Genomic DNA, 12,487 nt, shown 5'->3' with positions numbered 1-12,487 from the left:
CTATGAAGCAAATTCTCTTCTTCGCCACTCCCTCCGATATCGCGCCGGTTCTCCGTCGATTCGAATCGAACACGCCACTAAAGTTCGTCGAGATGGGAACAGCCTCAACCCCTAATAGGCCAATCTATCTGGAATCTTCCGAAATCCCGAATCCTGGAATTGCAACCCATGAGACAGGCAGTATGTCGCAGGGCTACCTGGTGTCACATAGGGACACCATGAATCATATGCGAGCTTCCGTCTCGAAGAAGGGAGAGAAGTTTTGGAATTTATTTAATAGTGACAATGAGGACGCAACCACTTTAATTTTAGCAGGTATCTGGAAGACAGGAACTTTACTGCCAGGCAGCATGTCGACACTTCATCAAACACCTACCGCACAGAAACTGATGAAATGGTTTAACTCCGCGTTGAAGCAGGAAGGCTTTACGAAGGTCCGAGAGTGGTGGGTTGGCACGGAGGCGCTGCAAATGCTGAAGTCGGGCAAGAGATTGACTACAACTGCGGAACAGTCACCTCCTCAATTCGATTTGAAATTTTAGAAGCAAATGGACAGAGGATGCAATAGACAGGCCCGTCTGTTTTCGGCAGATCTATTGCACTATTGTTACCGAAGAGCGCCGTTTATATAGAAAGTGGTAGATTGCAGTGCTCTGTCTGGGACTCCCAAGGCGGATCAAATCCGCGCAAACTTTGCTTGCTCGAGTCAATACACCCGACAACCCCCACCCCCCACCACCAACCCTGTGGATAGACTCCAAATCCCGCCATCAATCCAAGCGCTCAACCTCAGGACGTCCTAGTCTAAGGCCCTTGGGGAATCGGGCGTATGGCAATCGGGTCAAGCAATCGCGTCATCTTGTGCCTGATGCTTGCACTTGCCGGTTGCAATTCCACGCCGGGCAAGGAGTTTTTCACCGAGACCATCGACAGCCTGCATGCCAAGAACTCGCCCTTGCGGGCAGGATACACCGGACCATCCACCGTCACCTCGGCCGCAACCGCCGGGCAGCGCTTCAACGGCGCGCAGTATCAGGGGTCCGGCCAGTTCGTCTCGTCCAGCGCCCCCGTCACCCAGGTAACGACTGACGGCTCGGGCCAGTTCGAGCTCAATCTGGTCAGCGCGCCGATCGCCGAGGCGGCCAAGGCAGTGCTGGGCGACGCGCTGCACCTCAACTACATCGTCGATCCGCGTGTGCAGGGCACGGTGACGCTGCAGACCTCGCAGCCGGTGTCGAAGGATGCGCTGGTCGACATACTGGAATCAGCACTTGCGGTGAATGGCGCGGGTATCACCAAGCGCGCCGGCACCTACCAGATCGTGCCGCTGTCCGAGATCATGTCCAACACGCCGCCGGTCAGCGTGCCCTCGGTGTCGCCGTCAGGCCCCGGCGTCAAGGTGCAGGTGCTGCAGCTGCAATATATCGCCGCCGACGAGATGAAGACCATTCTCGAGCCGATCACCCGCCAGGGTTCGGTGCTGCGGGTCGATTCCACCCGCAACCTGATCACCGTCGCCGGCAATGACAGCGACCTCAATGCCATCAGGGAGGCGGTGTCGGTGTTCGACGTCGACTGGATGCGAGGCATGTCGGTGGCGCTGCATCCGCTGAAGACCTCCAAGCCGGAAGCCGTCGCCGCGGAACTCGATTCCATCTTCGGCACCAAGGACGGGCCGGGCGCCAAGCTCATCCAGTTCATCCCCAACGACAGGCTGAATTCGGTGCTCGTGATCACCTCGCGCCCTGCCTATCTCGCGCGCGCCGCAAGCTGGATCAACAAGCTCGACCGGCTGGCGGAGTCCAACGAGGACCAGCTTTTCGTCTACCAGATCCAGAACCGCCCGGCCAAGGAACTGGCCGCGGTGCTGAGCTCCGTTCTCGGCACCTCGGTCAAGACCGAGGGCGGCACGGACGGCTCGAACGTGTCGCCCGACCAGACGCCGATCGCCATGCAGTCGGACGGCATTACCCCGGTGCCGTTGACCGGGCCGTCGCCGTCGTTGCCGCAGCAGGACGGACAGCCGCCCGCCCGCGCCACCGTCGTCGCCGACATCGAAAACAACGCGCTGCTGATCCAGACCACGGCGCGCGACTATGAGCGCATCGAGCAGATCCTGACCAAGGTCGACATCTTGCCGACGCAGGTCATGCTGGAAGCGGTCATTGCCGAAGTCACGCTCAACGACGAGCTGAAATACGGCCTGCGCTGGTTCTTCGAAAATGGCGGCACGAAGGTATCGGTGACCGACGTGGCCAAGGCGGCTGCAGCTGCAACTCTGCCGGGTTTCAACTGGAGCTACGCCACCGACAACATACAGGTGACGCTGAATGCGCTGTCCTCGATCACCGATGTCAACGTCATTTCGGCGCCGACCATCATGGCGCTGAACAACCAGAAGGCGATCTTGCAGGTCGGCGACCAGGTGCCGATCCTGACCCAGCAATCGCAGGATACCGGCAGCGGCACGGCGCCGATCATCAACTCGGTGCAGATGAAGGACACCGGCGTCATCCTGACGGTGACGCCGCGCATCAACAATGCGGGCCGGGTGATGCTCGACATTCAGCAGGAGGTCAGCAACGTTGCCGAGACGAAGAGCTCCGGCATCGATTCACCGACCATACAGCAGCGCAAGATCCAGACCCGCGTGCTGGTCAATGACGGCGAGAGCCTGGCGCTGGGCGGCCTCATCCAGCAGAACAACAGTGTCGGCCGCACGCAGGTGCCAATTCTCGGCGACATCCCCATAATCGGCAATGCGTTCAAACAGAAAAACGACAAGATTGTGCGGACCGAGCTGATCATCTTCATCCGGCCGCACGTCGTGCGCGACATCAACGAAGCGCGCGAGGTGACCGACGAATTCCGCGGCAAGATCAGCCTGCAGACGCCGATCCAGAAACGCCGCGGCGGCACCAAGCTGCAGCAGGATTTGAAGAGGCTCGCTTATTGATAACGGCCGCGCACCCGTTTCTCCTGCTGACTGCCACGTTCGCCCTGGCGGCAATTCTTGCTGCGATTTCGATTGCCGATTTCCGCCGCCAGATCATCCCGGACGCGCTCAACCTGACGCTGGCGGCGATCGGCCTTGGCTATCTGCTGGCGGCAGCCGGAGCGGACGGCCTGCCGCTGCATCTCCTGTTTGCAGCTGCCACATTCGCCGCCGCCTGGCTGCTGCGGCGCGGCCATTTCCTGATGACCGGCCGGATCGGGCTCGGCCTCGGCGACGTCAAGATGCTGGCCGCCGCCGCCTGCTGGATCGACCCTCTGCTCCTGCCGGTGCTGCTGTTCATCGCCAGCGCCACGGCGCTACTTTTCGTCGGAGGACAAGTGGTTGCGACCGGGCCGGCGGCCGCGCGCGCGCGCGTCGCCTTCGGTCCGTTTATCGCCATCGGCCTCGGCTCCAGCTGGGTGCTGGAACAATTCGCCGGTTTGAACATGGGACTGCTCTGATGATCACGCTGCGCTTTAACCAAGCTTCCGAAAAGTCCTGCCGCAACCGCGACACCGGTGAAAGCGGCTTCACGCTGGTCGAGCTGCTGGTCGTTCTCGCCATCATTGCCTTGATCGCGACGCTCGCCGCACCCCAGGTGCTGCGCTATCTCGGCTCGGCGCGCACCAACGCCGCCAAGGCGCAGATCCGCAACATCGAAAGCGCGCTCGAACTCTATTATGTCGACAACGCGAAATACCCGACCGACGAAGAAGGGCTCGCCGCCCTGGTCACACAGCCGGCCAGCGAAGCGCGCTGGAACGGCCCCTATCTCAAGGGCGGCCTGAAGGATCCCTGGGGCAAGCCCTATTCCTACGAGGTGAAGGCCGATGCGAGCGGCGTCGTCATCCGCACGCTTGGCAAGGACGGCAAGCCCGACGGCACCGGCGAGGACCAGGACATCACAAACTGATGGCCGTCGGCTGAAACGAGGCGGGACGCGTTATGGGTCAGGCTCTTCAGCTCACCGGCGGCGGCACGGCAGTTGCCAGATCGAGGCGGGCAAAGCCCGTCGACGAGTAGGTCGCGCCGTCCCTCACCACCGAGATGGTGAACCGCACGGCAGCAGGCAGACGCCGTGGAGCGGACCAGCTCGCCGACCATGACGGGACTTTGGCCGCAGCGTCGAGATATTCGAACCTGACCGCGCTGACGTCGGCGATCAGCCGCACCGGTTGGCCTCCGGTCGATTTGGCGGCATCGCTGCCACGTCGGATTTTCTGCACGATGGTCAGCTCACTTCCGAGCGAAACGGCAATCTCGCGCAAGGCGGAGGATTTGAAGCCGATGGCCTGAACGGCGTTGAACTCGATGCGCGCGCCGGTGCCGCTGAGATAAAGCACCATGTCGGGCGTCGACTGCGACAGCGGCAGCGTCTCGGCGCTGCCGATCGCCGTTTCGAGAAACCGCGATGCGGCGTCGACCTCCATCTGCATCTCGGTCGTCTTCTGGATCCGCATCATGGTCCGCGCCTGTCCGAGAAAGACGATCATCAGCGCGGAGATCACGCCGATCATCGCCACTCCGACCAGCACGTCGATGAGCGCGAAGCCTTCGACCGATGCCGATGATTTGGGGCGCCGGTCGGTCCCGAATATTTGCTTGAGAACACGCTGCCCGGATGGCCGGCCCCCACGACGCGCATGGGCTTGGACCAGCCGCCGGATCATCGCAGGTCCTTCGCGGGCACGAAGGTCAGGAACGGCTGGCCGGCGCCGTTACTCCTGCCAATGACGACGGCAACCATCTTCGTCTTCGACACCACGATCGGGCGCGTCTGCAACTGCCAGCCGGATCGCCTGCTGTCCGTTCCGGCCTCGTACTCCGACAGCATGATGCGCGCGGCCCTCGCCGCTTCGATCTGCGCCTTGGCGATGGCGATGCTGCGGCTGGCCAGCACGATCGACTGGCTGGCGATGCCGAGCACCAGCGCCAGGATCGTCATGGCGACGATCATTTCCAGGATCGAAAACCCGTCTTCTGACGAAGGCTCTGTCACGGCAATGCCCGCCATGTCGGAAGCCCGGTCAGCCAGTTGACCGCAATGCGCGCGGTCCGCGCCTTTTGCTGCAGCGAAATATCCATGCCCGACGCGCTGCCGTCGGGCAGGAAGGTCAGCACCGTTTGCCGTCCGGCGACGACTGTCTCCCGGCCGGTAACGACCGTCAGTTTGACGTCATCCGGCAATGCGAAAACATCGCGCTCGCCAAAGCGAATGGTGCGGGCGCCGAGATCGACGAGGACCTCTCTCGGCCGCGCGGTGGCGATGGCCGATGTGCGCGACAGCCGCAGCCGCATGGTGATCTCGCCGGCCAGCGTCTCCAGGCTCTTGCTGCGGTAGTGGCTGACCAGCCCCGGTGCGGCGATGGCAGCCACGAGCGCCATGATCGCCAGCACCACCAGCATTTCGACCAGGGTGAATCCGGCTTCCGCCTGCTGGTCGGCTTTCGCGGCGGCGGCGGTCATTGCAGCGCCAGATCGTTGATCGAGAGGATCGTGGTCATCACCGAAATGACCAGGCTGCCGACGAGGAAGCCAAGCGAAATCGTCAGCGCCGGCGTCAGCAGCTTCAGCACCGTGTCGATGCGCCGCGTCAGCGTCAGCTGCAGCATTTTCGCGGCGCGATCCAGCACCACCGGCAGCGCGTTCGCCTCCTCGCCGAGCGAGACCAGCGACATCGTCGCATGATCGAAAATCCCCGCCTTGACGACCGCGCCATGCAGGCGCGCGCCGTTGGCGACATTGTCCTCGATCGAGGCAAAGCTTGCCGCGAGCGAGCTTTGCCTCGACACATTGGCGGCGAGCCCAAGCGCCTCGGTCATCGCCACGCCATTGCCGAGCAGCAAGGCCAGCGTTTCAAGGTAGCGCGCGATGACGGCATCCCTGACCAGCGCGCCGATCAGCGGTATCTTCAACACCGCGTGCGAGAACTGTTTTCTGGCGCCGGCAGAGCGAGACAGCACGAGATAGGACAAAAGGCCGAGCACTGCCGCCAGCGGGAAGACGAAGGGGTAGTCGCGGAACACCGTGCCGAAGACCGACAGCATCTTCATGGTGAACGGCTTGGGCGCGGATGAGCCCTCGAAGATCGGCTCCAGCGCCGGCACCAGCACGGTCGCCAGAATGACCAGCGCCCCGCTCATCACCAAAAGCAGAAAGGCCGGATAGGCCAGTGCCTCGCCGATTGCCGCGCGGCGCTTGGCGGTGGCCTCGAACGTGTCGGCCAGCCGCTGGCAGATATAGGCCATCTTGCCGCTGCGCTCACCGCTGGCGAGAAGTGCCGCGACATCGGAGGTGATGCCCGGCAGGGCGGCAAAGGCCTCGGCGATCGGCCGCCCGCCCGTGGTGAGATCGAGCACCGATTGCAGCTGCTGGCGCCGTTGGCGGTTCGCCTCGCCGGCGATGACCCCGCCGAGGGCGCGGTCGACGGTGAAGCCGGCGTTGAGCAGCACCGACAGCTCGGAAAACAGCCGGCTGAGATCGACCTTCCGGGTAAAGGTCAGCGCGCTTCGCCCCGGCAGGCGCAACTGCGGTCTGTCGCTGCTTACCGGGGCGAGGTGATAGGAACGGCGCCCTTGCTGCGCCAGCTTGCGGGCGGCCTCCTGCTTGGTCGAGGCATCGAGGACGCCGCTCTCCGTGCTGCCGTCGACGAGATAGGCGCGATAGGCAAAGGCCGGCATCAGCCATCCCCCGCGAGATCGATGACGCGGCGGACCTCGTCCATCGTGGTAACCCCGGAGCGGGCAAGCGCTGTGGCATGGATCGACATCGGCACCAGATCGTCTTGCGCGGCTATGCGGCCGATCTCCATTTCGCCGGCGCCCTGGTCGATCAGTTCGGCAATGCGCGGCGAAACCTGCAGCATTTCGTAGGTCACCGTGCGGCCGCTATAGCCCGAGCCATTGCAGGTGCGGCAGGGCGAACCGGGCGGCTCAACGCCGTGGCAGGCCGGACAGACATGGCGCAGCAGCCGCTGCGCGATGACGCCGCGGATCGTCGCGCCCAGCAGGTAACCATCGATGCCCATGTCGCGCAGCCGTGTCAACGCGCCCGCCGCGCTGTTGGTGTGCAGCGTCGAGAACACCAGATGCCCGGTCAGTGCTGCCTGCACCGCGACCTGCGCCGTCTCGCGGTCGCGGATTTCGCCGAGCAGGATGATGTCGGGGTCCTGGCGCAGGATCGACCGCAGGGCCGCGGCAAAGTCGAGGTCGATCGCCGGATTGACCTGCAGCTGGGTGATCCCGGCCATGCGGTATTCCACCGGATCCTCGACGGTGAAGATCTTGACGTCGGGCCGCGACCGTTCGGCCAGGATCGAATAGAGCGTCGTCGTCTTGCCGCTGCCGGTCGGCCCGGTGACCAGCACGATGCCGTTGGCCGATTGCGACATGGAGCGGATCTTGGCTTGCGCGGCGCTGTCGAAGCCGAGCTTCTCCAGCTTCAGCTCGACCCCGGCGCGGTCGAGAATGCGCAGCACGATGGCTTCGCCATGGATGGACGGGATGATCGAGACGCGCAGGTCGATATCCCTGCCGCGCACGGCAATGCGCATGCGCCCGTCCTGCGGCAGGCGGCGCTCGGCAATGTTGAGCCGCGACAGGATTTTGATCCGCGTTGAGATGCCCGACAGCATCGCAATCGGGGCGGTGTCGACGGTGGACAGCATGCCGTCATGGCGGAAGCGGATGCGGACATGATCCTCGAGCGGCTCGATGTGAATGTCGGTGGCCCTGGCATCGACCGCCTTGTGGATGGTCTCGGCGACGAAGCGCACGATTGGCGCCTCGCGGGCGAAATCCTTCAGCCGTTCGAGATCGTCAGGACCGAAATCCATGATCCCGCCGGTAGCACCGCCATTGGAGACGGACGCCAGCGCCGATTGCTCGATGCGGTCGATGCATTCGGCGATCACGCGCCTCGGCAGAATGCGCAGCGCCAGCGTCCGCTCATAGTGGAAGGCAAGCGCATCGATGGTTGCCGACGAGAACGGATCGGCGACGGCGACAACCAGCCGCTCGGCGTCCATCTGCAAGGGCAGGATGGCGTTCTCGCGGAGATAGGCGAGCGGCACGCCGGCCAACATTTCGGCGCTGATCTGTTCGGGGACATCCACCGGCGTCGGCGCTTCAAGGTAACTGCTGAGGCTGTTGGCAAGCTCCTGCTCGCCGATCAGTCCGAGTTCAGTCATCACCGTATCGAACGGATGGCCGGATGTTCGCGACGCCCCCAATGCGCGCTGCGCGGCATGCGCGGTCAGTACCTTCTCGCCTTCGAGAAAGGTGAGGAACGCCTCGATCCCCTTGGCCTGGACGGAAGCGTTCATGCGGTCCACCTCGCCAGCAATTGCGCGGCCTCAGGGCCGAACAGCATCTCACAGCCGGCAGTGGCCGTGGACGGTGGCAGTGCGGCGGGGGAGCCGGCCGGGCTGCGCGAGACGCGTGAGAATGGCGACGAGCTGTGAGATTTCTCGATGATGAAGCCGGCCTCGCCTGTGATGCCGGAGCCGTCCTGCCTGACAACGATGTCAACCGTGTAGGCCGATACATCGCTCGCGCCCGCAACGACCGATGCGTCGGGGCCGCCGACGAGAACAGCGCGCAGCCGGCGCGGCGCCCGATCGGAGCTGACCGTGCCGCGCTTGGAGTTGACGGTGAAAATCCCCTGCAGGTTGCGCAGCGGGATTTGCGCAAGTGCAGAAAATTCCTGCAGCTCGGATACGGATTCGAACGGCGCCTGCTTGTCCTCGGGCGGCCCGACCGGGCTTCTGGCCTGGGGCAGGCCGGCGAACAATTTGGCGCTGTCGCGAAACCGGATCGCGGCCCTTGCCAGTTCGTCCGCCATCTGCTGCTCGAAGCCGAGCGCGGCGAAGCCCAGCCCGAGCAGGCGGTCGTCGGCGGCATTGAGATCGATCAGCCCGCCATGATCCTGGACGCGCAGGCCAAAGCTGTATTTTCCCGACCGGCACGCGGCTGGCGTGGAATCCAGCGGCAGCTTTTCAGTGACCTGGTCGCCGGTCAATTCGCTCGCCACCACATTGCCGAGACCCTCGGCAAGCAGCGACAGGCGCTCCTGCTCCAGCTCGTTGTTGGCAATCATCAGCCGCGTCCTGGCGGTGACCGCGAAGGGAACGACGATGGCCGAAACGATCAGCATGAACACCAGCACCGCGACCAGCGAAAAGCCGGCGCTGGTGCTATCTGCGTCTATGGCTGGGAGAGCTTTGCGTTTTAAGAATACCCCTACCCTTGGCCCCTTCCCGCAAGGGGAAGCAGGGCAATCGCATATGGCGTTCCCCCACTCCGTCTCGGCTTCGCCGAGCCACCTCTCCCCCACATTCGTGGGGGAAGAGGAAATGCCAATCGCCGAGGTCGCGGCCTTGAAACGCTTGGGTTTCCTCTCCCCCATGGACATGGGGGGTCCGAAGGACGGGCGAGACCCGTGGCTCGCCCCGGCAAGGTGGCCGCGCAGCGGACGGAGTGGGGGACTGGCACCACCAAATGCGATTGCCCTGCCTTTACTCTCAGCAAACATGCGCGCGCTCATAGTTCCGGCTCAGGTGGCGGCGGTGGCAGGGCTGGCGCTGGCGGGGGCGCCGGCGGCGGGTTCTGCCATGGCGGATGCAGCGGGATGCGCGCCACCTTGCCGTTCCGCTCCAGCACGGCCTGGTCCTTGTCGATCACTGAGACCGTCCAGCCATCGACGGTCTCGCCACTGGCATACCAGAGCGCTTCATCTTTGCCGGCGACGCGCAGCAGGGCTTTTCCCGCCCCGCCCTGAATGCTGATGCCCAGCAGCGATGGCGCGGCCACTGGCGCGACGTCCACCGGCGGAGGCGCCTGTTCGACGGGCGCCACTGCCACCTCCACCGGCAGCGGTGCTGGCGGCGGCGGCACGATTTTCCGCCGCATCGGCGTGAACAGCGGCCGCTGGAACGTCTCGCTGAAATCGCCGGCCTCGGGAAACTGCAGCGCGCCCGTCGCCGAAGCCGGGCCGCCATCATGCCCCTTGCCGGAGGCGATCGGCGTGATGTCGACCGGCGTGTTGTAGAGCGCGACATTGACCAGCACGAGAACCGCGATACCAGCTGCAACCGCCAGGCCCGCGAATTTCATGGCTTGACCCCGCCTGGCGGACTTTGCGTCTGCAGCGGGCCGTAAAACAGGATCTCGGCAGACAGCTCGGGGTCGCCGGCCCGCCCCGCGGCAGGGCTGACATCGGTGGTGCGCAACGTCGCCTCGCGGATGAACAGCACCGGCAGCGAGGTCTCTAAGGCGAGCACGGCGTTGTGGATGCCTTCCAACGGCCCCGCCAGATTGACCCGCAGCCCGATGAAATCGACGCCGCCTTCGCTCAGCACCGGGGCATTGCCGGCCGACAGCACGCTCACCCCATTGGCGGCGGCGATCGCGTTCAGCCGCTTCTGCAGGCCGCCGCGAATGACCGCTTCGCTCTCGCCGGTGAGGAATTCGGGACTTGCCGTAGCCTCCGGGCTGGCGTCGCTGTCGAGGCGCTTGGCCAGCGCTGCCACATTTTGCAGCTGGCCGAGCAGCGCGCGCTTTTCCTCGATCCCGGCCCGCGCCGAAGCGACGCTGTCGAACGCCGCGAACACCAGCCAGGCGCAGAGACACGCCGCCACCACTGCCAGCGCCAGCGCGATCAGGCGGCGGAGCGGCGGGCTGGTGTTGAGGATGGCGGAGAGCATCAGAGCGCTCCGATCTTGGCCGAAATGGTGAAATGTTCGCCGTCCTGTCCGGGCACCTTGACCACGGGCGAAGCGAATTCAGGCGCCGAAAACAGCGGCGAGGCATCGATCGGCTGGATCAGTTCGGCGGCGGAAGTGGAAAAGCCGGTGATAACAAGGTCGTCGCCTTTGGCCGAGAGATCGGTGAGCCAGGCCGTGTCGGGAAGCAGATGCGTGAGTTCGGCCCAGACCCGCACCAGCGACGCCGTGGTCTTCTTTTCCTGGCGGATTTTCTCGACCCGCTCGATGCCGGCCTGGCGCTTCTGCAGCGAGGCGCGGGCCGTTTTTGCCAGCACCTGCGCATCGGCAATCTGCGTGTCGAGTTCGCCATCGGCCTGCCATATCAGCCAGTGCGCATGGACGAAGGTGATGAGCAGGGCTGCGGCCAGCGCCGAACACGCCGCGATCCAGGCGCTGCGCTTCCGCCGGTCGCGCGCCGTCGGCGGCCAGATGGCGGCCAGGCTGAGCGGATCGGCGCGCAACGTGTCTTCGGGCTGCGCCAGCGACAGGCCGCGCACCGAACCGCCGGCGCGGCGCACCGCGTCCAGCACCGGGACAAGAGTCTTGCCCTTGACGACATGGTAGGTGCTGTCCTGCCCGGCAGGCCTGGCCCCGGCATCCCTGGCAAACACGACATGCACCTGCGCCGGGTCGAGCGGTGTCGCGGCCAGCAGGTCGAGCTCCGCCATGTCGCACGCCTGTCGAACCGGCAGAAGCCGCGGTGCCAGCTGCCTTGTCAGGTACAGGCCGGGCTGGACGACAATATCGAAGCGCGGCCGCCTGACGCGCCGCCCACCCTGCAGTAGCGCCAGGATCTCGTCGGAAGAGGCAGTGAGGGCCAACGGGATCGACTGAAACTCCGGCGCGCCTGCCTCGCGTACGCGAATGCCATCATCGGCCAGGCTGACGATCCAGTCGCCGGTGGAAACCTGCTTCGGCTTCGGCGAAAGCCGCGCCCAGGCCCCTCGCAGCTCCTCGAGCCACCAGTCCCGGAAATCCAGACATTGCGCGCCAAGTCCAGCCACGGCCCACCCCGCCCCAGCTGATTCTCGGCCGAGGTTTTTCAGCATGAGATTACAGGGGCTGGTGTGAAGGGGATATCAGCGAGACCGCGGAGGGCGGATTAGCCACAGCTTTTGTTGGCTTGGTGTGAACGCCGCAGGCCATCAGGGTCGGCCAGCGTCAGGATCAGATGCACATGGTTAGGCATCAGGGACCATGCCCAGATACCGACGTCGGCGACGTGGCAGTGCTCCACCAGAAGGTTCTTGTAGAGCGTATAGTCTTTCGGGGCAAAAAACACCTTGGCGCGGCCGTTTCCGAGTTGCGTGGCGTGGCGCGGCAGGCTTGGCACGACTATGCGGGCAAGGCGGACATGTGGCTGATAAGAACACAGGTTCGGGAAAGCCAGCAAAAGGCGAAAGTAGACCGTCACCGTAATTCGAACCGAACCGTCATTCGTAGTAATTCGTAATCCTTAAACTTCCTTCGCACGCAAAGGAACGATCATATCCGGGTTACTTGAGCGCCGATCGGCCCAATGGCCCCAGATTATTTCAACTTTCATTGGCTGACCACGAACCGTGGTTTCCACTATATCGCCGACCACCGGAGCCTCCTCATCCACCAAAATGCCGCCCCCAAGGAGAGTGCGCTCAGTTAGTATCTCGCCGGTTTTTAGTAGAATTCTCTTGATTCGATAAGGCATTGCCAAGGTCCAGTTTTGGTTTCTCCTCGATCACCTACTTCGA

The 12,487-nt window shown here is 64.1% G+C and carries 15 protein-coding genes; 4 read left to right on the top strand and 11 right to left on the bottom strand.

Annotation, left to right across the window (positions count from 1 at the left end):
• Nucleotides 1-2: 2 nt before the first annotated feature.
• The 4 genes from NKI37_RS19470 to gspG all read left to right on the top strand — a co-directional run bounded on the left by NKI37_RS19470 (nucleotide 3) and on the right by gspG (nucleotide 3,908).
• Nucleotides 3-542 (top strand): hypothetical protein, encoded by a 540-nt coding sequence (locus NKI37_RS19470; RefSeq protein WP_352763160.1) that lies wholly within the window; start codon nucleotides 3-5, stop codon nucleotides 540-542.
• Nucleotides 543-829: 287 nt separating this feature from the next.
• Nucleotides 830-2,956, top strand: coding sequence for a type II secretion system secretin GspD (gspD, locus tag NKI37_RS19465; protein ID WP_352787330.1), 2,127 nt, complete (start codon nucleotides 830-832; stop codon nucleotides 2,954-2,956).
• A complete protein-coding gene (locus NKI37_RS19460) occupies nucleotides 2,953-3,456 on the top strand; it encodes a prepilin peptidase (protein ID WP_352787332.1) in 504 nt (167 codons plus the stop codon). Before gspD ends, NKI37_RS19460 begins: the two co-directional genes overlap by 4 nt.
• Complete coding sequence (gspG, locus tag NKI37_RS19455) at nucleotides 3,456-3,908, top strand: type II secretion system major pseudopilin GspG (protein WP_352787335.1); 453 nt, start codon at nucleotides 3,456-3,458, stop codon at nucleotides 3,906-3,908. The genes NKI37_RS19460 and gspG overlap by 1 nt, the downstream gene beginning before the upstream one ends.
• A gap of 46 nt (nucleotides 3,909-3,954) precedes the next feature.
• Here gspG and NKI37_RS19450 read toward each other — a convergent pair whose 3' ends face one another.
• The 11 genes from NKI37_RS19450 to NKI37_RS19400 form a co-directional block, all read right to left on the bottom strand.
• Entirely contained in the window at nucleotides 3,955-4,665 is a 711-nt protein-coding gene (locus tag NKI37_RS19450) for a type II secretion system protein GspJ (protein ID WP_352787337.1), read from the bottom strand.
• Entirely contained in the window at nucleotides 4,662-4,994 is a 333-nt protein-coding gene (locus NKI37_RS19445) for a PulJ/GspJ family protein (protein WP_352787340.1), read from the bottom strand. Before NKI37_RS19445 ends, NKI37_RS19450 begins: the two co-directional genes overlap by 4 nt.
• Nucleotides 4,991-5,461, bottom strand: a complete 471-nt coding sequence (locus tag NKI37_RS19440; protein WP_352787343.1) for a prepilin-type N-terminal cleavage/methylation domain-containing protein — start codon at nucleotides 5,459-5,461, stop codon at nucleotides 4,991-4,993. Before NKI37_RS19440 ends, NKI37_RS19445 begins: the two co-directional genes overlap by 4 nt.
• The gene (locus NKI37_RS19435) at nucleotides 5,458-6,675 is read right to left on the bottom strand and encodes a type II secretion system F family protein (protein WP_352794537.1); all 1,218 of its coding nucleotides are present in this window, start codon (nucleotides 6,673-6,675) and stop codon (nucleotides 5,458-5,460) included. The genes NKI37_RS19440 and NKI37_RS19435 overlap by 4 nt, the downstream gene beginning before the upstream one ends.
• A complete protein-coding gene (locus NKI37_RS19430; protein ID WP_352787349.1) occupies nucleotides 6,675-8,318 on the bottom strand; it encodes a GspE/PulE family protein in 1,644 nt (547 codons plus the stop codon). The genes NKI37_RS19435 and NKI37_RS19430 overlap by 1 nt, the downstream gene beginning before the upstream one ends.
• The gene (locus tag NKI37_RS19425) at nucleotides 8,315-9,538 is read right to left on the bottom strand and encodes a hypothetical protein (protein WP_352787352.1); all 1,224 of its coding nucleotides are present in this window, start codon (nucleotides 9,536-9,538) and stop codon (nucleotides 8,315-8,317) included. The genes NKI37_RS19430 and NKI37_RS19425 overlap by 4 nt, the downstream gene beginning before the upstream one ends.
• Nucleotides 9,535-10,107, bottom strand: a complete 573-nt coding sequence (locus tag NKI37_RS19420) for a hypothetical protein (RefSeq protein WP_352710826.1) — start codon at nucleotides 10,105-10,107, stop codon at nucleotides 9,535-9,537. Before NKI37_RS19420 ends, NKI37_RS19425 begins: the two co-directional genes overlap by 4 nt.
• Entirely contained in the window at nucleotides 10,104-10,697 is a 594-nt protein-coding gene (gene gspM, locus NKI37_RS19415) for a type II secretion system protein GspM (RefSeq protein ID WP_352710823.1), read from the bottom strand. The genes NKI37_RS19420 and gspM overlap by 4 nt, the downstream gene beginning before the upstream one ends.
• Nucleotides 10,697-11,761, bottom strand: coding sequence for a PilN domain-containing protein (locus tag NKI37_RS19410; protein ID WP_352710820.1), 1,065 nt, complete (start codon nucleotides 11,759-11,761; stop codon nucleotides 10,697-10,699). The genes gspM and NKI37_RS19410 overlap by 1 nt, the downstream gene beginning before the upstream one ends.
• A gap of 98 nt (nucleotides 11,762-11,859) precedes the next feature.
• Nucleotides 11,860-12,171, bottom strand: coding sequence for a transposase (locus tag NKI37_RS19405; protein WP_352710818.1), 312 nt, complete (start codon nucleotides 12,169-12,171; stop codon nucleotides 11,860-11,862).
• A 42-nt stretch (nucleotides 12,172-12,213) separates the two neighbouring features.
• A complete protein-coding gene (locus NKI37_RS19400) occupies nucleotides 12,214-12,444 on the bottom strand; it encodes a hypothetical protein (RefSeq protein WP_352710816.1) in 231 nt (76 codons plus the stop codon).
• Nucleotides 12,445-12,487 lie beyond the last annotated feature (43 nt).

The organism is Mesorhizobium sp. M0626, assembly GCF_040320665.1.
In the GTDB taxonomy this organism is placed as follows: Bacteria; Pseudomonadota; Alphaproteobacteria; order Rhizobiales; family Rhizobiaceae; genus Mesorhizobium.
This window is presented reverse-complemented; position numbering and strand designations above follow the sequence as displayed.